25 protein-coding genes are annotated in these 22,263 nt (G+C 32.7%); 1 reads left to right on the top strand and 24 read right to left on the bottom strand.

Annotated features, from left to right (window positions below; all coding sequences use genetic code 11):
- Positions 1–34: 34 nt before the first annotated feature.
- The 8 genes from asnS to BFS35_RS02410 form a co-directional block, all read right to left on the bottom strand.
- Positions 35–1,330: an asparagine--tRNA ligase gene (gene asnS / locus BFS35_RS02445; RefSeq protein WP_099578175.1), complete on the bottom strand. Its 1,296-nt coding sequence runs from the start codon at positions 1,328–1,330 to the stop codon at positions 35–37.
- A 2-nt stretch (positions 1,331–1,332) separates the two neighbouring features.
- Positions 1,333–2,517, bottom strand: coding sequence for a pyridoxal phosphate-dependent aminotransferase (locus BFS35_RS02440; RefSeq protein ID WP_099578177.1), 1,185 nt, complete (start codon positions 2,515–2,517; stop codon positions 1,333–1,335).
- Between the two features lie 74 nt (positions 2,518–2,591).
- Positions 2,592–5,186, bottom strand: a complete 2,595-nt coding sequence (locus BFS35_RS02435; protein WP_099578179.1) for a helicase C-terminal domain-containing protein — start codon at positions 5,184–5,186, stop codon at positions 2,592–2,594.
- Between the two features lie 9 nt (positions 5,187–5,195).
- On the bottom strand, positions 5,196–6,164 hold the full coding sequence (locus BFS35_RS02430) for a biotin--[acetyl-CoA-carboxylase] ligase (RefSeq protein WP_099578181.1): 969 nt from the start codon (positions 6,162–6,164) through the stop codon (positions 5,196–5,198).
- Positions 6,157–7,380 (bottom strand): CCA tRNA nucleotidyltransferase, encoded by a 1,224-nt coding sequence (locus tag BFS35_RS02425; RefSeq protein WP_099578183.1) that lies wholly within the window; start codon positions 7,378–7,380, stop codon positions 6,157–6,159. The genes BFS35_RS02430 and BFS35_RS02425 overlap by 8 nt, the downstream gene beginning before the upstream one ends.
- A 19-nt stretch (positions 7,381–7,399) precedes the next feature.
- Positions 7,400–8,521 carry an N-acetyl-alpha-D-glucosaminyl L-malate synthase BshA gene (gene bshA / locus BFS35_RS02420; protein WP_099578185.1) on the bottom strand — a complete coding sequence of 374 codons (1,122 nt, stop codon included), beginning with the start codon at positions 8,519–8,521 and terminating at the stop codon, positions 7,400–7,402.
- A 9-nt stretch (positions 8,522–8,530) separates the two neighbouring features.
- The gene (gene mgsA / locus BFS35_RS02415) at positions 8,531–8,899 is read right to left on the bottom strand and encodes a methylglyoxal synthase (protein ID WP_099578187.1); all 369 of its coding nucleotides are present in this window, start codon (positions 8,897–8,899) and stop codon (positions 8,531–8,533) included.
- Entirely contained in the window at positions 8,896–9,222 is a 327-nt protein-coding gene (locus BFS35_RS02410; protein ID WP_099578189.1) for a nucleotide pyrophosphohydrolase, read from the bottom strand. Before BFS35_RS02410 ends, mgsA begins: the two co-directional genes overlap by 4 nt.
- A 60-nt stretch (positions 9,223–9,282) precedes the next feature.
- On the opposite strand from BFS35_RS02410, the gene BFS35_RS02405 reads away from it, so the two are divergent.
- Positions 9,283–10,161 (top strand): YitT family protein, encoded by an 879-nt coding sequence (locus BFS35_RS02405; protein ID WP_099578190.1) that lies wholly within the window; start codon positions 9,283–9,285, stop codon positions 10,159–10,161.
- A gap of 122 nt (positions 10,162–10,283) precedes the next feature.
- Here BFS35_RS02405 and BFS35_RS02400 read toward each other — a convergent pair whose 3' ends face one another.
- The 16 genes from BFS35_RS02400 to BFS35_RS02325 all read right to left on the bottom strand — a co-directional run bounded on the left by BFS35_RS02400 (position 10,284) and on the right by BFS35_RS02325 (position 22,259).
- Positions 10,284–10,979 (bottom strand): zinc metallopeptidase, encoded by a 696-nt coding sequence (locus BFS35_RS02400; RefSeq protein WP_099578192.1) that lies wholly within the window; start codon positions 10,977–10,979, stop codon positions 10,284–10,286.
- 54 nt (positions 10,980–11,033) lie between these two features.
- The gene (locus BFS35_RS02395; protein ID WP_407943213.1) at positions 11,034–11,618 is read right to left on the bottom strand and encodes a DUF1405 domain-containing protein; all 585 of its coding nucleotides are present in this window, start codon (positions 11,616–11,618) and stop codon (positions 11,034–11,036) included.
- Between the two features lie 48 nt (positions 11,619–11,666).
- Positions 11,667–12,455 (bottom strand): menaquinol-cytochrome c reductase cytochrome b/c subunit, encoded by a 789-nt coding sequence (locus BFS35_RS02390; RefSeq protein WP_099578196.1) that lies wholly within the window; start codon positions 12,453–12,455, stop codon positions 11,667–11,669.
- 32 nt (positions 12,456–12,487) lie between these two features.
- The gene (gene qcrB, locus BFS35_RS02385; protein ID WP_086042577.1) at positions 12,488–13,162 is read right to left on the bottom strand and encodes a menaquinol-cytochrome c reductase cytochrome b subunit; all 675 of its coding nucleotides are present in this window, start codon (positions 13,160–13,162) and stop codon (positions 12,488–12,490) included.
- Between the two features lie 11 nt (positions 13,163–13,173).
- Positions 13,174–13,677, bottom strand: a complete 504-nt coding sequence (locus tag BFS35_RS02380; protein ID WP_099578198.1) for a QcrA and Rieske domain-containing protein — start codon at positions 13,675–13,677, stop codon at positions 13,174–13,176.
- A gap of 118 nt (positions 13,678–13,795) precedes the next feature.
- Positions 13,796–14,221, bottom strand: a complete 426-nt coding sequence (locus BFS35_RS02375) for a DUF2487 family protein (protein WP_099578200.1) — start codon at positions 14,219–14,221, stop codon at positions 13,796–13,798.
- Positions 14,211–14,768, bottom strand: a complete 558-nt coding sequence (locus BFS35_RS02370) for a YpiB family protein (RefSeq protein ID WP_099578202.1) — start codon at positions 14,766–14,768, stop codon at positions 14,211–14,213. The genes BFS35_RS02375 and BFS35_RS02370 overlap by 11 nt, the downstream gene beginning before the upstream one ends.
- Complete coding sequence (locus tag BFS35_RS02365) at positions 14,768–15,982, bottom strand: tetratricopeptide repeat protein (protein ID WP_099578204.1); 1,215 nt, start codon at positions 15,980–15,982, stop codon at positions 14,768–14,770. The genes BFS35_RS02370 and BFS35_RS02365 overlap by 1 nt, the downstream gene beginning before the upstream one ends.
- A complete protein-coding gene (gene aroA, locus BFS35_RS02360) occupies positions 15,982–17,289 on the bottom strand; it encodes a 3-phosphoshikimate 1-carboxyvinyltransferase (protein WP_099578206.1) in 1,308 nt (435 codons plus the stop codon). Before aroA ends, BFS35_RS02365 begins: the two co-directional genes overlap by 1 nt.
- Positions 17,276–18,400: a 3-dehydroquinate synthase gene (gene aroB / locus BFS35_RS02355; protein ID WP_099578208.1), complete on the bottom strand. Its 1,125-nt coding sequence runs from the start codon at positions 18,398–18,400 to the stop codon at positions 17,276–17,278. Before aroB ends, aroA begins: the two co-directional genes overlap by 14 nt.
- Positions 18,401–19,558 (bottom strand): chorismate synthase, encoded by a 1,158-nt coding sequence (aroC, locus tag BFS35_RS02350; protein ID WP_099578210.1) that lies wholly within the window; start codon positions 19,556–19,558, stop codon positions 18,401–18,403.
- A 387-nt stretch (positions 19,559–19,945) separates the two neighbouring features.
- Positions 19,946–20,278, bottom strand: a complete 333-nt coding sequence (locus BFS35_RS02345; RefSeq protein ID WP_099578212.1) for a helix-turn-helix transcriptional regulator — start codon at positions 20,276–20,278, stop codon at positions 19,946–19,948.
- Positions 20,275–20,622 carry a hypothetical protein gene (locus BFS35_RS02340; RefSeq protein ID WP_099578214.1) on the bottom strand — a complete coding sequence of 116 codons (348 nt, stop codon included), beginning with the start codon at positions 20,620–20,622 and terminating at the stop codon, positions 20,275–20,277. The genes BFS35_RS02345 and BFS35_RS02340 overlap by 4 nt, the downstream gene beginning before the upstream one ends.
- Positions 20,619–21,158, bottom strand: a complete 540-nt coding sequence (locus tag BFS35_RS02335; protein ID WP_240628328.1) for a pathogenicity island protein — start codon at positions 21,156–21,158, stop codon at positions 20,619–20,621. The genes BFS35_RS02340 and BFS35_RS02335 overlap by 4 nt, the downstream gene beginning before the upstream one ends.
- A gap of 114 nt (positions 21,159–21,272) precedes the next feature.
- The gene (locus tag BFS35_RS02330) at positions 21,273–21,569 is read right to left on the bottom strand and encodes a hypothetical protein (RefSeq protein ID WP_099578216.1); all 297 of its coding nucleotides are present in this window, start codon (positions 21,567–21,569) and stop codon (positions 21,273–21,275) included.
- Positions 21,570–21,590: 21 nt separating this feature from the next.
- Complete coding sequence (locus BFS35_RS02325) at positions 21,591–22,259, bottom strand: head maturation protease, ClpP-related (RefSeq protein WP_099578218.1); 669 nt, start codon at positions 22,257–22,259, stop codon at positions 21,591–21,593.
- Positions 22,260–22,263: the final 4 nt, after the last annotated feature.

The raw sequence follows: 22,263 nt of genomic DNA, 5'->3' as shown, positions 1-22,263 counted from the left end.
ATTTAATATTATAAATCTATATTAACTTAATTAATTATGGATATAAACGATTCAGTAGTCGTGGGAAAGGACTCGTTTCACGAACGTGTTCTACGCCTGAAAGCCATGCTACTGTTCGTTCTAAACCTAATCCAAAACCAGAGTGTGGTACACTACCGTATTTACGTAAATCAGTGTAATAACTATATGCTGCTGGATCTAAGCCATGTTCCTTAATACGTGATTGAATTAATTCAAGATCCCAAATACGTTCAGAACCTCCAATAATTTCACCGTACCCTTCTGGTGCAATTAAGTCAGCACATTTAACCGTTCCTTCTTCTTCAGGATTAGGCTGCATATAGAATGGTTTGATACCTGTTGGATAGTTTAAAATAAATACAGGTAAATCGTAGTGATTAGCAATTGCTGTTTCATGCGGTGCACCGAAATCATCGCCCCACTCAATATCATCAAATCCTTGTTCTTTTAAGAATTGAATCGCATCCGTATACGTAATACGCGGGAACGGTGCTTTTACTTTTTCTAATTTCTCAGTGTCACGACCTAATAATTTTAAGTCTAATTGACAGTTCTTAAGGACTGACTGAACAATATATGAAACATATTGTTCCTGAACTTCTAAACTATCTTCATGCTCGTAAAATGCCATTTCCGGTTCAATCATCCAGAACTCGATTAAGTGTCGACGTGTTTTAGATTTTTCTGCACGGAATGTAGGACCGAATGAAAATACTTTACCGTGTGCCATCGCTGCCGCTTCCATATAAAGTTGTCCTGATTGGCTTAAGAACGCATCTTCTTCAAAATATTTCGTTGCAAATAATTCGCTTGTGCCTTCTGGTGCAGATCCTGTTAAGATTGGTGGATCAATCTTTGTAAATCCATTGTCGTTAAAGAACTCATATGTCGCACGTATAATTTCATTTCGAATTTTCATTACCGCATGCTGACGTTTAGAACGTAACCATAGATGACGATGATCCATTAAGAAGTCTGTACCATGTGCTTTCGGTGTAATAGGATAGTCCACTGATTCATGAATCACTTCTATGCCTGTCACTTCCATTTCATAACCGAAATCTGAACGTTCATCTTCTTTAATTACACCAGTGATATATAAAGATGTCTCCTGCGTAATACCTTTTGCAACTTTAAATAATGCTTCACCAACTGATTCTTTTACGACTACTGCTTGCATAAAACCAGTTCCATCACGTAACTGAAGGAATGCAATTTTACCGCTTGATCGTTTATTTAAAATCCATGAACCGATTGTTACTTCTTTACCTACATATTTACTCGCTTGATTAATCGTTATTTTTGTCATATTTATTTCTCCATTTTCTCTTCTACGAATTCTTTAATGCGTTTAATCGCTTCATGCATTGAATCTAAGTCCGTCGCATAGCTTAAACGAATATTATTTGGTGAACCAAAACCTGATCCAGGAACTACCGCAACTAATTTTTCTTCTAATAATGCAGTCACAAAGTCCTCTGTATTTTCATATCCACAAAGTTTTACTGTTTCACTTACATTAGGATATAAGTAGAATGCACCTTTTGGTTTAATACATTGAATGCCTGGTATCTCCATCAGTTTAGGATAAATCTCATCAAGACGACTTTTGAATATACCATTCATTTCATTTAAGAATGTTTTATCACCATTGTATGCTTCAACAGCTGCCCATTGAGAAGGTGTTGTCGGGTTACTTGTAGAGTGACTTGATAAATCCGTCATCGCTTTAATTAATTTTGCATCTCCACAAGCATAACCGATACGCCAGCCTGTCATAGAATGACTCTTTGAAACACCATTGATTACAACTGTTAATGCTTTGATGTCATCATTAAAGCTAGCGATACTCACATGTTCACCATCGTACACAAGTGTTTCATAAATTTCATCTGATACTACGACAATATTATTTTCTACTGCCCAGTCTGCAATTTGTTGTAATTCTTCTTTCGTGTAAACCATTCCACTTGGATTACTAGGTGATGTTAAGACAAGTGCTTTTGTTTTGTCTGTTTTCACTTTATTTAGCGCATCGATAGTAACTTTATATTCAGTTGTTTCGTCACTATCAGCATAGATAACTTTACCGCCAGCTAATATTACTTGTTCAGGATAGCTTACCCAATAAGGAATTGGGACAATTACTTCATCTCCCTCATCAAGTAATGCCTGAAATAAATTGTAAAGTGCATGTTTGGCACCACTTGCTACCATAATTTCATTTAATCCATAATCTAAATTATTATCATCTTTTAATTTCTTTTGAATTGCTTCTTTAAGTTGTTTCATTCCACCAGATGGCGTGTATTTCGTTGCACCATTTTGAACGGCTTCGAATGCTTTATCAATAATATTTTGAGGTGTATTAAAATCTGGTTCCCCTGCTGCTAAACCAATAACAGGTTTTCCACTAGCTTTTAATTCATTTGCTTTAGCTGTTATTGCTAAAGTCGTTGATGGTGTTAATTTTTGAACACGTTGTGATAATTCCAAGATTCCTCATTCCTCCCAGGATTCATTATAAGAACAGTTTACCAATAATTAAGTCATTTATTAAGTAGTTTAAGCTATAATTCCGAAAAACTTTTGTAGAGTGTATACATAAATTGCTCAAAATCCTCAATATTTCCCTCTTGCTTATTAAAGTTTGAAAGTATATGACTGAATTTAGTTGCATAGCGACTATCTACTATTCTTCTATCAAAACAAATCATCCAGCCTCGATCTTTTTCGTTCCGAATTAAACGCCCGGTAGCCTGGTGTAGTTTATTGACAGCGATAGGAACCTGATAATCTAAAAACACATCTTCAACTTCATCTTTCATCAAAGCAATATTTAAATCTTTCGGATGCATAAAAGGTAAAGAAACAATCATTACGCATTTTACACCGTCATATTTAAAATCAATGCCCTCATAAAATGTTTGCGTAGCCAGCAGTACACCTTTTTCTAATTGATTAAATTGCTGATTCAGTTTCGTTGTATTAACATCACTATTTTGAGTCAAAATTACCTGATCAAGTGCTGTTTCATATAAATAATCACGTAATATTTCAACCTGCTGATAGCTATTCAGTAAGATTAATGCTTTACCATCATAATTATTTAAGTACATCAATATATATTCCAGACATTTTTCTATATATTCTTCTTGTTGCTGATAATTGAATGCTGGTATATCTGTAGGTATATAAAAAGGTGCTTTATATTTTTCGAATGACGCATCAAATTTTATATATTTTTTGCTCTCCATAAATAAGTCTGATAAAACGTTATGTTCATTAATGGCGTTTATGGTTCCGGAGATAAATATTTTCGAATCAAAAGCATCTAAAATATATTTTCCAATTACTTCTTTAACTTTATGCTCTTTTAAAATAATATGAATGCCTGATTTATTGTGATTGTTAAACATGATATATAGCTCACCATGTAACAATATATTGTTATAACATCGTTCAAAGTTTTCTTTTAAGTTAATAATCATTTTACGTTGGATCTTTGTAATGTTAGGTGCAGAAGCAATCGTTGAAAGTGTATGAATTAGCTCGAGCAGTAAAATAGCTGGTTCATCTGCCTTCTTGATTTCAGCTTGTATAATACGATCCGAGTAGAAATGAGTAAGCAAGTATTCAAACAACTGTTCATACTTTTCATTTAATTGCTGTAATTCATTATTGATGCTACCGTATTGAAAAAATGTCAAATCACTTAGTTTTTGCTTGTGACTAATGGCACTTGTATCAAATTCCTGTAATGTCTGAGATATTAAATATTTTAAATCCTGATATTTCAGTTCAAAAGTTGTGTATTTTAATGCGTAATTGAGTATTTGATGTGCTTCATCAATAATAATATGATGATAGTTTTCAAACATATTAAGTTTTCGATTTGATAGAAGATGTGCATGATTCGTGATTCCAACATGCGCCGTATCTGGATAAGTATCAAACAAATAAGTTTCATTTTGTTGAGGTATATAGAGGCTGCGCATCAATTCAAAGTATATTTTACGTCCACCATTTAAGTTCAATTGTTCGATATCACCATCATTACCACTCATTAAAAAGATGATTAACTGCATTTTTAATATGGAAATATCATGATTAATTTTGGTATCCTTTAAAATATATTCCACAAATTCAATTGTTAAATAATGATTTTTACTTTTAATAATTTGATACGGTATATTTAAACCTTGGCGCTTTAAAAGTGCGATATCATAATCAATCATTTGGTTTTGTAGAGCTATAGTAGAAGTAGATACGAGTACAGATTGGTTAGTCTCCGCAATAAAATATGCCGCAGCAATTAAATAGCTTAATGTTTTTCCACTTCCAAGTTCCGCTTCTATTGTAATTTCAGTTTGTTGTTTTAAACTTAAATATATTTCATAAGATAATTGATATTGTTCTTCTCTATAAATAAAATCAAGTGATTGTATCGTCTGTTCAAAAAATGTTTCAAAAGATACATCGATATTAAGTGGATTCACTTGTCTATTTTTTTTGATAAAATTAATGCCGTTCATCGTATTATATTCAACAGAACTAAGCTCATAATCTCGTATCAGATCAAATAATACTTCATCAAAATGATAGCGCATTTGTTTAGCTTGGCTATATAATGATTTCAAAGTATTACTTGGTAAATTACGTAATCGATCTAACGCAATCATTAAAATTTCACAAGTTGCTTTCGCATCATCAATTGCTCGATGTGCGTTTGTTAACTTTATATTTAATTGTTCAGATAAATAAGACAATTGATATCTCGACATTTGAGGGAATACTATCTTAAATACATCAACAGTATCAATAATGTACTTTGGTTTATAGAAAATATTACTTTCATTAAAATATTTTCTTAAAAAATTTAAATCAAAATCAACATTATGTGCAACAAAAACACACCCTTCTAATAATTCATATAGTTGAAGCGCAATCATTTGAAATGTCGGCGCATGTTCGACCATTTCATTATTTATTTTTGTTAAGGACTGAATAAACGGTGGAATGGGTTGCGTAGTATGCACAAATGATTCAAAAGTATCGATAATCTGATTGTTTTGCATAATACAAACACCAATCTGAATCATTTCATCCACTTCCAGATTATTCCCTGTTGTTTCTAAATCTACAACAGCATATTTTAATGCCATATTTTACACCTACACTTCTATATCTGCACTTATGAAATGATGGCGTTCACCTGTGTCATCTAACACAACGAGTACACCATCGTCTTTTAAATCGACAGCTTTGCCATATATTTGTTTATTACCTTCAGTATACCTTAACGTTCTATCCCAAATCATAGAATAGCCTTTATAAATTTCTTTTAACTCTTTAAAAGGCTGAGATAAAAAAGCTTCATAATAGTGTTCAATTGAATCTATTAACGCTTTGATAAAAATATAACGATCGGTCTCTTTTTTAGACTCAAGTTTAAAACTTGTAGCAGTATCTCTAATACTTTCATCAAAATCTTCGATTGTATGATTGATATTTATACCGATGCCGCAAATGATCGTATGAACACCATCAGAATCTCCATTGATTTCTGTTAAAAAACCACAAACCTTCTTATCATTGATATATACATCATTCGGCCATTTAATTTTTGGTTCAAGCTGTGTTACATTTTTTATCGCTTCAGCGATCGCAATAGAAATAAACAAATTAAACGTTGCAATTTGCTGATAGCTAATATTAGGATGCAGCACAAGGCTCATCCACAAACCAGTATCACGTTTAGAAGCCCATGGACGTTTAAATCTACCTCTACCAACTGTCTGAATTTCGCTCAATATAAGTAATGGTTCATCATGTTCCATTAATAATTCGTGTGCTACAGTTTGAGTAGAAGTTACCTCTTCATAGACAAACTGTTTTTGAAATATTGAATCCGTTAATAAATAGGATAATAAATCCCTGTCCCAATGATCTGGAACTGACGTTATGCGATAACCTTTATTCTTTATTGACTCAACTGAATAGCCTTGCGTCTTCAAAACTTCAATTGCCTTCCATATCGCAGTGCGTGATACGTTGAATTGTTCAGCGAGTTTTTGCCCGGAAATATAATCGTCTTTATGCATCATTAAATATTCAAGTATATCCTTTTTATATTTAGACATGATTCTTTGCCCACTCCAATATGTTTTCTTGTCGATTGCTCAGTCGTCCTTCAATAACTGCTAATTCAATGTTGTTTATCATACTTTTTAGCCATGGACCAGGTTTTTTATCTAAATTTGTCATTAACACATTCCCATCAATTTGCAATTCATCTCGTGTCTGAATTGGTAATTGCTGTTTAGCATTTAGAATTGATGATATATCCACTATATTATTGAATACAATTTTTTCATTTAAAATAAAATGATAAACACTTTGAATTAAATCTATATCAAATCGATATACAAACGCTTTTAAACTTATTTCAGAGTGATTAAAAAAGTCAAAAATTAAGACGCAATCTTTTATTTGTTTCTTCTCCTGGTTGGATAGTTTAAAATCAGAAATTTTAGATGTTAAATCCTGACCGACTTTTAATTCACAATATATAATATATGCGATGTATACGACAAAATTTACAGGTGAATGCAGCTGATAAGTAGCAGTATTCTCCTTTATATCTCTAAAAAAAGGTAAATAACAATACATTGTCTTATAAAAGATTTGTAATGCTTGATGTACACCTTTACCCATCAATAATTTCTTCAATTCAACAACGATACGTTCTATAGAAACTAAAGCAATTGTTGCAGCAAGTTTATCAATAGCATGCAACGTATTCGTTTCAATATTAAAATTCAAGACACTTTGAAATCGTATTGCACGCATCATGCGTAATGCATCTTCTTCGAAACGATGTGCTGCATTTCCTACTGCACGTATTTCTTTATTTTTCAAATCTTTTTGACCATCAAAATAATCGATAATTTCGTATGTTTCACTTAACGCCAACGCATTGATTGTAAAATCTCGACGTTCTAAATCAGATTTCAAATCGGTTACGAATTGTACCTGTTCAGGACGTCGATGATCAATATATTCTCCATCTACTCGAAATGTTGTTACCTCAAACTGAAAATCCTGCCACAATACGATGACTGTACCATGTTCAATACCAACAGGTACAGTCTTATCAAAAATCTTGATGATATTTTTAGGCAGGCAATCTGTAGTTATGTCGATATCATTCACTTCTTCTCCCAGTAATAGATTACGTACTGCCCCACCTACAATATAAGCTTCATAACCATGTAGCTTTAATTCTCCGATAACTTGATTTGCAGTTTTAATCAACGCTTGTGTTGTATGATTTAAATAAGATAATTCCAATTTCATAACTTCTCCATTTTAGTGATTAATTTTTTACTAAAGACTGATAGATTGCTTCGTATTGATCAGTAATGATTGTAGAATGGAATCTTTTATTGATGTCAATTTGCATTGCATCCTGAAATTTTGAATATAAATTATCATTCGTAAGTAATTCAATGGCATATTCACTTGCTTGAACTGTATCACCTACATCTACAATAAATCCTGTTTCATTATGTTTAATGACTTCCTGAATACCACCAGCAGTGGTTCCGATACACACTACACCCGTATGCATCGCTTCCAGCAATACAAGCCCAAAACTTTCTTTTTCACTCATCAATAAGAATAAATCTGCCATTTGATAATAGCTTGCTACCTTATCCTGTTTACCTAAAAACATGACATCATCAAGAACACCTAGTTTTTTAGCATAGCTTCTCATTTTCGATAGTTCTGGACCATCTCCTAATAAAATAAGCTTTGACTTTAACTTTGCTCTAACAAGACTAAATGTTTTAATTACATCCTGAATACGTTTTACTTTCCTAAAATTTGATACATGAATCAACACCTTATAATCATCCGGGATACCATAACATGCTCTTAATGCTTTATTATCAATTGGTTCAAAATCTTTTTCATTAATAAAGTTGTAAACTGTATTGATTTCTTTGTCTGGAGCAATAATATCATATGTTTCCTGTGTTAATGCATTACTCACACTTGTGACAATGTCACTTTCTTCGATACCAAATTTTATGGCACCTTTTAATGTTGAATCGTACCCTAGAACTGTAATATCAGTACCATGTAATGTTGTTACAATACCTACATCTTTTCTGGCAATCTGCCGTGCAAGAATGCCACAAATGGCATGCGGTACGGCATAATGCATATGTAATACATCGAGGTCATACACATTAATAACTTCCGCAATTTTAGTCGCCAGCGTTATATCATAAGGTGGATACTGAAAAACTGAATATTGATTGACATCAACCTGATGAATTGTAATATTTGGCATTTGGAACTGTATTCTAAATGGTGTGTTAGAAGTAATGAAATGGACGTCATGACCTCTCTCTGCCATCTTTATTCCCAGTTCAGTTGCAATAATTCCTGATCCGCCCATAGTCGGATAACATGTAATTCCTATCTTCATAATGACCTCCTATAATGATTCAAAATACGTAATAATTGCTAGAGCGCTACCTTCGTTTGTAGCAAGTGGTACATCATATACATCAGATAATCGTAACAATGCACTGACATCCGGTTCATGAGGTTGAGCAGTCAAAGGATCTCGAAAGAAAAAGATGGCATCAATTGCTTTATTAGCGACTAATGCACCAATTTCCTGGTCACCACCGAGTGGTCCTGATTTAAACCGCTTAACATTTAAACCCGTTCTTTCAATAACACGTAAACCAGTAGTACCTGTTGCAAACAACTCATGCTTACTAAATTCATATATGTGGTCTTCAATAAACTTTACTAGCGCATCTTTTTTCTGATCATGTGCGATAATAGCAAATTTCATTCTTTATCCACCCTTTCAAAGCGATTTTTATCCCTATTATTAAATTTATCCATCGTCTGATTAAAACTTTCTGTCAAATCAATATTCATTGAGTTGGCAAGACAGATTAACACAAAAAGATTATCAGCAAGTTCTAATCCAATCTCTTTTTCTTTTTCACTTAGTTTCTTTTGTTTTGGACCATAAACATGATTAATTTCTCGTGCCAATTCTCCGACTTCTTCTGTTAATCTCACCATATTTTCCATCGGTGAAAAATAGCCAAGTTTAAATTGATTTATATATGCATCTACTTCTTGCTGCATTTCTAATAATGATTTCATAATTACCTCCAAAATATTAACATTATTATGTATAATTAATTTTATAAAGGGGGTTAATAAATGCAAAAAACGATTCGAGTAAAATTAATGAATATTATCATGATTCTTATAGGTGCATTTATTTTTAGTTTTGGTATCGTGAATTTTAATATGGCTAACGCGCTGACTGAAGGCGGTTTTACCGGTATTGCTTTAATATTATATCATTTATTTCATTTCAGCCCTGCTATATTGAATTTAATATTTAACATTCCGCTTTTCTTTGTAGGTTATAAACTACTCGGTAAACTTTCATTTATCTATACCTTAATCGGTACTTTAAGTGTATCGTTATTCTTAGGTATTTGCGAAAAATATCCATTACATATTAATTTGAAAGACGATTTACTACTCGCTAGTTTATTTGGCGGTGTATTTATCGGTGCAGGACTCGGCATTATCTTTCGATTCGGAGGGACAACCGGTGGTGTTGATATCCTAGCTCGACTTATGAAAAAATATTTTGAAGTACCGATGGGAAGAACAATGTTCGCATTCGATTGCCTTGTTATTCTTGCAACATATTTAACGTTAGGTGATTATCGCATAACAATGTATACGCTCGTCTGTGTATTTGTTGGAGCTCGCGTCATCGATACAATCCAGGACTCAGGTTACTCTGCACGTGGTGCAATGATTATTTCTGATCAACATCAGGCAATTTCTGATGAAATCAGTAACGTATTAGAACGTGGTGTTACATTAATCTCAGCACATGGACATTATTCTAAAACTGACCGTCCAATAGTATACTGTGTCGTGCCAAGAAATGAAATCACACGTCTAAAACAGGTCATTAATAGTATAGATCCACATGCCTTTGTATCATTGCTAGATGTACACGACGTGTTAGGCGAAGGATTTACTTTAGATGAATTTAAAAAACCGATAGAAAGATAGTATAAAAATTATAAAATACATAATTAAAACACCATATCTTTAAATCAACGAATGATTTATAGATATGGTCGGTTTTATAAATAAGTTATATTAATAATAAGTTTCTTAGTGATTCAGCATTATTAATCTGAATTTCTTGCCATCATGAAAAATCTTAAGAACTCAGCAACAGCTACTGCAGTCGCTGCAACATATGTCATTGCTGCTGCAGAAAGCACACTTTTTGCATGGCGATATTCTTCTTCATTAACGATATGTAAAGCTTCAATTTGTTGCATTGCACGTTTACTTGCATCAAATTCTACAGGTAAAGTAACGATTGAGAATAATACTGCAAATGACATTAACACAACACCAGCCCAGATAGCCATTGTTCCAATGCCACCACCTTGTTGGCTCATACCAGTTAATACTGCACCAATCATGATAAGTATGTAGCTAAATGTTGTCCCTAAATTTGCTAAAGGTACTAAAGCACTTCGTACTTTAAGCATTCCATAACCTGTAGCATGCTGAATTGCATGACCAACTTCGTGTGCTGCAATTGCAGTTCCAGCAACACTTGGTTGTCTGAAATTAGATGGACTAAGTACTACAACCTTTTTATTAGGGTCATAATGATCTGATAAGAACCCTTCACCTTCAATAACTCGAACATCCGTAATACCGTTTGCTGCTAAAATTTCTTCAGCTACTTGTTGTCCAGATTTTCCACTTGTAGAACGTACGCGACTATATTTATTATAAGTAGACTTTACTTTATATTGGAAATACATCGGTACTAACATAATGATAATAAAATACAGGATATAACTCATTAACGTATTGCCTCCTTATACTAGATTAGTTTTATTTTATTAAAAAGGTCAAAATCAATCAAATATTACGTCCTTATCCATGATGTAAAGTAGTAGCACAAAACATAATATGGATAACCAATATGAAAAATAACCAATATGTTGAATGTATTCATTCAACATACTATAAATAGGATACTGCATATAGACATAATCTATGACATCATTATGAAATACCCACATTGCAGTAAGTAAAACATGTTTTAATCTTATTTTGAATAATGGAAAGAAAAGAAGTGCCTGCACCGCCATAATAGCATGTGACATACAGAGCATTAAACCGATAGCTGTTACCTGTCCTAATTCTATAAAAGTAAATATATTCATCACTACTGCCCATATGCCATATTTAATAAGTGTGATAAATGCAAGGCATTCAATTAACGGTAAATGTTTTTTATATAAAATAGCTGTAAGCGCAATAATTAAAAATAAAGTGGCTGTCGGACTATCTGGTACAAACGGTATAAAATACCACTTCGTGTTAGTAAGTTGTTCGGTATACCAGTAATAGCCATAAATCGTTCCTAAAAGATTACACAAAATAATAAAAATAAGAAATACTTTATTCTGAATCCAGTAATAAATTTGATCTATCATCATTCACCTCATAAAAAAAGAATCATCACATGGATGATTCTTTAGTTATTATTTCTTAAGTGGTTTACCGCTTTCGTCAGTTTCTTCTAAACCTTCGATGAACTTACCAACTTCTTTAATTTGTTCTTCTGTCAATGTATCTTTAAATGATGGCATTGATCCAGCACCGTTTTTAACAAACGCTTCTACACCTTCTGCTGGTAAATTAGCTTTTACTAAGTTAGGACCACTACCACCAGTTAATTCTCCACCGTGACATGACGTACAGTTTGATTTAATAATCTTTTCGTATGTTGGATCTTTCTTATCTAAGTTCGTGAAAACAATCTTACCTTGCGCTGCTTGTTGCTTCCAGTCATGGTAATACGAAGACTCCCAAGTTGTATAGAAGATTATAGCAACTGCAAGTAACATAAATCCAGAAGCTAACGGACGTTTTGTCCATTTACGCTCTGGTCCACGATCTAACCAAGGCGCTAACATTAAAGCACCAAAAGCAATACCTGGCATTACAATTGCACCAAATGTATTAAATGGACCTGAAGCATACGTATACTTTAAGATTTGGTATAAGAATAAGAAATACCAGTCAGGTAATGGTGTGTACCCCGTATCTGATGGATCTGCGACACGTTCTAATGGTGATGGGTGCGCAACAGTTAAACATAAATATGCAACTAGGAATACTGCACCAGTCATCCATTCTTTTAATAAGAAATCAGGCCAGAAACTTTCTGTTTTACCTGGAAATTCTGAATAATCTCGATTTAATTTTGGTTTCTCATAAGATTTAATACGAGAATCACCAACAAACTTCATACCTTTTCCGCGATGCATCTATATTACCTCCTTTTATAGTGTATTCGTGTTTATAGTGGCCCCGAAATACCTTGTTTTCTGATCATGATAAAGTGAGCTGCTAACAACGCGAATAAACATGCAGGCAAGAAGAATACATGAATAGCGAAGAATCGCGTTAATGTTTGTGCACCGACAATTTGTGGATCACCGGCTAATAATGTTTTAACCCATGGACCAATAAACGGTACAGATTCTGCAATTTGTAAACCTACTTTTGTAGCAAATAATGCTTTCATATCCCAAGGTAATAAATAACCTGTAAATGATAATCCTAACATTACAAAGAAAATTAATACGCCGACTAACCAGTTTAATTCACGAGGTTGTTTATAACTACCTGTAAAGAATACACGAAGCGTATGTAAGAACATCATGACTACAACTAAACTTGCACCCCAGTGATGCATACCACGAACAATTACACCTGCTGCAACATCATGTTGTAAATAATAAACTGATTTCCATGCATTTACAATATCTGGTACGTAGTACATTGTTAAGAACATACCTGATAATACTTGAATTACTGTGATGAAAAACGTTAAACCACCAAAACAATAAACGAATGCAGAAAAGTGATAAGCAGGGTTAACATGCTCAGGCACCTCATGATCTGCGATATCGCGCCAGATTGGTGTAATATCAAGTCTGTCATCGACCCAATCATAGATTTTATCGATCATTTTTTACCCTCCTATTTCACTAATTCATTTGGATGTTTTTTACCGATTGTAAGCATACCGCCTTTATCACCAGTTTCATACTGATCTAAAGGTCCAAGTGGTGGTGTACCAGGAACATTTGCACCATTCTTTTCGTAACGACCATTATGACATGGACAGAAGAATTGGTTTGGATTTGATTTATCACCGTTCCATGTTACTGTACAACCTAAATGTTTACAAACTGGAGACATTGCAATAATGTTTTCCCCATCTTTATAAACCCATGCAAAATCTGTTACTTCGCTCGTATACCATGCATCTTTTTGTTCGTATTTGAAATCTACTTTCGTTGGTTCTTCAGTGATTTCCGAAACTTTAAGGCTAGTCGTTATCATATCTCCTGCAGCTCCAGATTTAAAAACAGGATCTAATGCGAAACGCCCCAATGGCATAACCATACCAGCAGCCATAAATGATCCAACTCCCATTAAGGAATAGTTTAAAAATTGGCGTCTTGTGACACGTTGGCTCATTTAATTTTCCCCCCTCTAACGCGATTCTTTTATATAAAATATACTAGGACATATCAATTTTAGCTTATTAAGGTGGCTTGGTCAATAAGATGTCACAATTTATGTAATAAAATTGTCATTATTTATTCCATAAAATAATAATTGATTTCATCAATGATTTGATGTTCTCTTGTACGAACTCCTGTTTCATTTCATTATCTAATGTTTCTAATGGTAAAATATTTATTTTATGCACATTTTCTTTTTCGAGATTAAATTTTTGTGGTACCACAAATACCAAGTTTTTAAATCCAAATGTTTGTAATTGTGATTCGATAGTATCAAGAATTTTAACATCATCTATGATCTGAATGGGTGGTACTACTAACAGGCGACCTTTAAATTGTTGTTCTACTCCCATCGTTACATATTGAATCATTTCATAATGATCAGCGATATCCATCAAATGTCTTGAGTAATCAACCGGTACAACTGGAATAATTGCAGTATCGATATATTCAAGTTGATCCTGCAAAGTTTTAAGATCCTGATGATTAAATAACATGTTTTCTTTTCTCCTCTAAATCCATTTTTAATTGCGTAAGCATTGCAAAACGGGTTTGATTTTTTGTAAGTAAAGTGTCTTCTATTGCGTAGATTATCTGTTCAATCAAATAAGTAAATAATTTAGAATTTGTAAATATTTCATACAAATCCATTTTCATTTCAATATAATCAATTTTCAAATCGTTTTCATCCATCACCTGGAAATCAATTTGATACATTATCTCTTGCTGACAAATGATATCGTATTTCAAATCACTAAATAATATATTCACGTATAACGGTTTCTCATTATTTAATAGATAATGGAAAATAACATCACTATCAGTATAAATACCATGACTTAAAATCAAATGTACCTTAAAATGATTAAAAATGATTAACTGATCTTTTAGTTGGGTCGTTTTTTTAAATTGTATATGTTCTAAAATATTTGGTTTATCTTTAATTAAATTAAGTAACCACACCGTATTTTTATCATGAATTTCATATTGATTGAGTAAATACTTTATGAACCCACTACGTTCATCAATGATATTGTAATTCATTAAGCATCAATATCCGCATTCGGATCGATTTGAAGCATTAGCGCATACAATTGTTCGGCAAGTTTTACATCTGCAATCTCACGTGCATAGTTATAATAATCCGTTAAGAATAATGCATTATCTTTTAGCACATTATAACTTTCAGCATAAAAATGTTTCGCTTCTGTATCTTTTTCCAATTGTTGATAACTATATGCGAGATGCCACATCACTGTTGGATCTAAATCTTCTTCGTCTATATATGCAAATAATTTTACAAGATCTTCATATGCTTCTTCTTCTCTATAATAATCGGCAAGTAAAAGTGATGCTTCAACATAAGATGGATCTATTGTTAAGGCCTGTATTAAATATTCAACCCCTTTTTCATTATGCATCTTAATCATGATGCGTCCTGTATCAACAAGCAACTCTTTATAAAACTCATTTAAACTCAAACCTTTTTGTCCTACAATGATTGCATCATTGTATTTACGTTCGCTTTCTAATAAGTTTACGAGTAACAAATAAGCCTGCATATAATCAGGATCTTTATCTAATAAGGTTTGTAATGTCTGAATACTGCGTTCTATTCGATCTGCTTTCTGATAACTGATCGCCATCTTGAAATAATCATCACTTAGCATATCCTTATCATCTATTTTTTCATAATGTTCTACCGCTTCTTCATAGTCACCTGATTGTAAGACACAATCAGCTATGCGAGATTGAATATTAACATTATTGACACGGTCAATTCCATTATTGATCAAATACTCATAACTTCGAGCTGCCGGTAAATATTGCCCGTCAAAATAATATAGTTCAGCGAGTGCAAAACTTATAATTGGATCCTCACTAGACATCATATATGCCTGTTTCACTTTTTCAATCGCTACTTCAAGCATATCCTGCTGTTGATAGATATCAGCTTCTAACATTAAACGTTCTACAGTTAGTGGTGTATTATGTAGTACCTCTATTGCCTTATCATGTTGATTATCGTCAATTAAACATTCAATATAATAAGCCATAACATCTGGTTCATCAGGATACAGCTCAAACAATCTTGCGAACACCTTCAACCCTTGTGGATTAAGGCCATACTGTAATAATGTATCCCCGAGTTGAAATAAAGCGTCATGATCATCAGTAAATAATGCACCGTCAATTGATTCGTCCAGGTTGTCCAAATTTTGCAGATGAATCTGATCAATGATCTGATAAATATCCATTAGTTTCCTCCTTGTAGTGTTCTTAAATCATCCATAAATGATGGATACGATATATTAACTGCTTCAAAATGTTCAATTTCAATATCTTCATTTTCTAATAAATTCGCAATTGCAAGCAGCATACCGATACGATGATCATTAAAAGAAGAAAATCGCGTGTTTAGCATCGATTCTTTTTTATGTCCATAAATTATCATACCATCATCAGTAGCTTCTAAATGATAACCGAGCTGATTCAAACTTTCAACTACCTTGTCTATTCTGTTCGTTTCCTTTACCTTCAATTCCTCTGCATCACGTATCACACTTCTACCATGTGCCTGTGTCATCAATAATGCAATAATCGGTATTTCATCAATTAATGTTGGAATCATGTCTCCAAAAACATCTGTTGCATTTAACTGGGCTGTATATTTCACCTCTATATCGCATATCGGTTCCGCACCGTCAGAAACAGACTTTAAAGAAATTAGTCCACCCATTGCCTGTACAACTTCAATAATACCAGAACGTGTAATATTTGTTCCGACATTTCTGATGACAATATGACTTCCGGGAATGATTAAACCGGCTACGATAAAGAATGCAGCAGAAGAAATATCACCAGGCACTTGTACATCAGTAGTTACTAACTTATCTATGGAATGAGCTGGTAAGTGAATATAATCATCTTGTTTCTCAACTTCAACGCCAAACTGTTGAAACATGAGTTCTGTGTGGTTACGTGAAGTCACCTGCTCTTTTATCCTTACATCGCTTTCTGCATACAAACCTGCAAATAATATTGCAGACTTAACTTGAGCACTTTTAACCTGCATATCATATGTCATCCCATTAATATTAACATCATTATTCATGCTATTGATAACAAGTGGTGTACGACTATTATTTTGACTACCAGTAATGTCCACCCCCATTAAACGCAATGGATCAATGACACGATCCATCGGTCTTTTTGCTATTGAATCATCACCACTCATCACTGACATAAATGGCAGCCCGGCAAGTACACCTGACAATAAACGTGTCGTTGTGCCTGAATTACCAGTGTCCAGCACTTGTGTTGGTTCAACAAAATTACGATAACCTTGCGCGTTAATTATTATTTCTTTATTTACTTCATCAATCTGAATATCCACGCCTAACTTTCGGAAAATATTTATCGTACTTAAACAATCTTCACCGAATAAAGGGTCTATAATTTTCATTTTTCCTGTCGATAAACTACCTAAGATAATTGCACGATGTGTGATCGACTTATCTCCAGGCACTTTTATCTCACCTGTTAATCCTTTACTTTTCACCATAACAACTCCTTAATACAGTAACCCAGCGCTCAAAAGACTTTTTCAATGTACCGTATTCAAATGATTTCAAATAAAACACATTTTCTAAATGACCTTGTCGTTGCTCCATAACAACAAAACTAATACTGTCAGTCTCATTTTTCTTATCTTTACTGAGCAGTGCGTAATAATGTTCAAATGATTTCACTTCTACTTCTGGATAACCTAACTGAATCAGCCAATGATAAAACTTTTCGATTATATTTTCTTCATAACCACTTAAAATAAGCGCATACATCATCCCATGTATAACAGCAATACCATGTGGCAATTTGTGCGAAAATTCTAAAGCATGACCTAACGTATGTCCAAAGTTTAAATATTTACGTACGCCACTTTCTAACTCATCACGCTCGACGACATTCAGTTTTGTTTGTATGCCATAAGTAATCCATGTTTGCATTTTATTCATATCTTTTAAATCATCCAGTTTATTAAATGCCTGCATTAATCTTGATAAATCATCATTTACGATATCACTTATCTGATTTACTTTGTAATTCCCGTTCAATAATACGTGTTTCACGATTTCAGCAAACCCACTTAAAAGCTCAGCATCATTTAAAGTATTCAAGAAAGAAATATCATATATCACTCTATCAGGTCGTTTAAATGCACCGATTAAGTTCTTGCCATGTTTAGAATTTATTCCTGTCTTACCTCCGATTGCAGCATCGTGAGCCAAAATTGTAGTCGGTACTTGAATGAACGAGATACCGCGTAATAAACTTGCAGCAACATATCCTGTGAAATCTCCAGTAGCCCCTCCACCGATAGCAATCAGACAGTCATTACGTTTAATATTCTTTTCAAGTAATAGTTCTGTCATTGTACTAAAATGATGCATCGTCTTTACAGCTTCACCTGAAGGAATCAACACTTTTTCAATATCATATCTTTTCATGAATGCATCTATTTTTGCTTTGTGAAGACGATACACATAAGTATCAATCAATGCAAAACATTTGTGATAATGACTTAGATCATATTCCTGTTCCAGTGCATTTTCAGTAACAATAATCTCGTAATTTTTCGCCTTATGGTCCACTTGATAATTTGTAATGAGTTTCATCTAGAACTCCTTAATATAAGCTTTATGACGTTTAATATTATCCTGTAGTTGCGCTAAATCATTGGATTGAAACTCATCTAGTATTTCTTTCGCGATTTCAAAAGCAACAGCATGTTCACAAACAATCGATGCTGCTGGCACAGCACAGCTATCACTGCGTTCTATAGAAGCTTTATATGCTTCCTTTGTATTAATATCGACTGAATCAAGTGGTTTGTATAGTGTAGGGATGGGCTTCATTACAGCATTAACGATAATCGGCATGCCATTGGTCATCCCGCCTTCAAATCCTCCAAGTTGGTTGGATAAGCGATAATATCCTGATTCATCATAACCAATCGGATCCTGCACTTTGCTTCCAGGTAAATGCTTCATATCATAGCCTGCACCAAATGACACTGCTTTAAAGGCGTTGATACTTATCACTGATTGAGCCAATTTACCATCTAATTTACGGTCATAATGCACATAGCTGCCTAAACCTGCTGGAACGTTCTCTACAATAACCTGTACTTCACCACCAATTGAATCACCATTTGATTTTGCCTCATCGATTGTATCTCGCATCTGTTGTGCAACATTGTCATCAATACAACGCACATCATTATTATCATTATTTTCTTTAATCGTATGAATTGGATAATCGTTGTTATCTCTAGCACCACCAATTTCAATGACACGTGAAAAAATATCAATACCCAGCTGACTCAATAACTCTTTGCAGACAGCACCTACTGCTACACGCGCAGCCGTTTCACGTGCACTAGAACGTTCCAGCACATTTCGGAGATCACGATGACGATATTTAATGCCACCTACTAAATCAGCATGTCCTGGACGTGGTTTCGTAATAACGCGCTTTACAGGTTCTGTATCATCTTTTGGATCTACACCCATCACTTTCAACCAATGTTTATGATCATCATTTGTAATCACTAAAGTAATCGGTGAGCCAAGCGTAACACCATGCCTCACACCAGAAGTTATCTCTACAGTATCTTTTTCAATCTGCATACGTCGACCTCGGCCATAACCACCTTGACGTTTAAATAATTCCTGATTGATCATATCGCTTGTAAGCTGCATGTTTGAAGGCATACCTTCTATAATAACTGTTAGTTTAGGACCATGTGATTCTCCCGCTGTTAAAAATCTCAAAATAATCGCTCCTTAATATTTATCATTACTAAATCTTATCAAATATATACTTGTTTCTCCAATGTATTATATTTAAATCCAAATAAAAAAAGACAGTCATCGAAATGATAACTGTCTATACTATGAATTAGTACACCCAAGTAGATGTAACTAAAAAGGATATTTTTCATAGATTATCTAAGAGACCATAAACCATTGATAAATAAGCTTTTATTCGATTTCTAATCAAAAAATTTTTCACAATATTTCTGAGTTTGTTTAAAATCTGCCCTTTTTCTGCCCTTTTTTTATTACATTAATTTTCAGCTAACATATTTTTACTTTTCATTTCCATAAGATTTCTATTTAAATGGTAGAAACTCAAAAAAGAGGCTTTAAAAAAGCCTCTCAATCAATACATATTTTATTAAGTATATCGTTATAAGTTGTTTTAGTATGAATGTAACTAATACCTAATAAACTTGAGATTTCTTTGAAACTCATACCCTGACTTAAAAGCCAAACTATATAAGCCTCTCTATCTGTACATTTGTTGAATATTACATCCTCTATTTCATTGTAAAAAATTAAATCATCTTGACTATGTTTTTCAATATTAATATTTTTTACATTCAAATTAATATCAAAAAAATCATCAAATTCAAAATCTATTGGTTCTACACTCTTAATTTTATGTACATTTCTGATACATTTATCCACCAGATCACGCTCAAAACTCATCTTACATAACCTGTTGCATCTGCAACTAGACAAAGTATTTTCTCTTGAAAGGCTTTAACAGTTAAAACACTGCTACCAAGTGCATTACAGATTGTTTTTTCATCCTCACACTGCCACCAACTTAATTTTATTAAATTTTGTTCAAATACAGTTAATTGAGTGTTATAGAGTTCTGTAATACCAAGTACTATTGATGAAACTCTTTTATATTGTGCATCACTTATATTATTTGGTCTACTTTTATAAATCTTAATTAAATCATGATATTTTTTCATATATGATTCTAAAATTGCTTTATCATATTTATTAATAGGATATATTTTAAATCTTTCATTCTCATTCATATCGTTAGTACCTCTAATTCTGTATTTAGAGCCTCTTTAACCTCTTTTACGTGTTTACCTATTACATGCATTGATTGACTCTTAAATTGCTTGATTTTTGATTGTTTTATAGGGTTAACAACTTGATATAAATCACGTTGCAATTTCTCTATAATTACTTTTTCAGGTACATATGAACCATTACTTGATAAGTAATGCATCAATTGTTTTTGTTCATATGGTGTATATCGTGACATTACTCTTTTTAAATGATTTATATTATCTGTAGATTTACTTTTATAGTATTCTAACTTTTCTTTCTCTCTAATGATCAATAAAACTAACTTATCTACAGGAAACGCAACAGGTACAACTCCTCTAATATCACAATAATTTATATGAGATTGATTTAAATAATATAAATCTTCAATAAACATTTCTTTAGCTCTTATTTTTGTTGAGATGAATACAGGGTTATATCTAGTCAATAATAGCCATGTTAATACTTTTCCATCATGATAGTAATGATAATTATATTTAACTCGTTTAATTTTCACGATTATCACCTCGATTAATAAAAACTCCCAATAAAAATTGAGAGTTTTACTATTATGTATTAATCTACATTTATTTAATTTTAATATATAGGTTCGTTTTTTGTCACCAAAGCATCAATTATTAAATTCTGTAACTTTTATTATCTCCACCTTATAGTCTTTATTATAATCTAAATTGTCAGTAAAAGAAAAAGATGCATCTGTATGCTTTTTAATTATATCTTCATCTTTTTGACGTTTCTTAGAATAATCAAGAAAGGTTGTATAAATTGAATCATTGCATTGAGTTTCGTGTTTGAAAACTCTTTTTGCACATTCATTTAAAGGTGTAATCAATAGTAAGTACTCCCTTTGAATAGTTATTCTTTCAATAAATTCTTTATATGTTTTAAAACGAGTTCTTGTTATCAATAAAAAGTACTCCTTTACACATTATAAATAATAACTACTATTATTTGATTTTAATGTTGATGGTGCATTTCTATATTTATTAATCTTTTTATGATCTGCACAAGCACTTATTTTTTTACCGGTAGTAATATTGTCAATAAAGCCATATTTCTTACAATCTTCAGCATTAAGCCATGTTTCCTCTTTCATCATATCTTTTATTTCGAATTTTGATATTTTTACCTTATCAAAATATGAATTACATATAATATCATCTATTTTATCTAGAGTTTCAGCCATTTCTCTTAATTCCCGAGGTTCACCAACAACCATAGTTGATGCACAATGAATCATCATATATGAATTATCACTCATATTGATAGTATCACCAGCCATTGCAATTAATGAGGCTATACTTAACGCATAGCCCTCAATATTGACTGTTATATGTGCCTTATGTCTTTTAAGGATATTATGAATTGTAATACCCTCAAAGACATCACCACCTATGGAATTTATACTTACAATAATTTTACTTACATCGCCTAAATTTTTTATTGCTTCATTAAAACCGTAAACACTAACAGATGTTTCATCATCACCTTTATTATTAATCGGCTTAATTTCACCATAAATATCTATATATCCTGTATCTTCAACATTAATTACATTAATAAAGCTATTTTTCTTTCTATCATACATTCCATACATTTTA

Origin of the sequence: Macrococcoides goetzii, from assembly GCF_002742385.2 — a bacterium.
Taxonomy (GTDB): domain Bacteria; phylum Bacillota; class Bacilli; order Staphylococcales; family Staphylococcaceae; genus Macrococcoides; species Macrococcoides goetzii.
The sequence above is the reverse complement of the archived record's forward strand: the minus strand, read 5'-3'. Positions and strand labels throughout refer to the sequence as shown.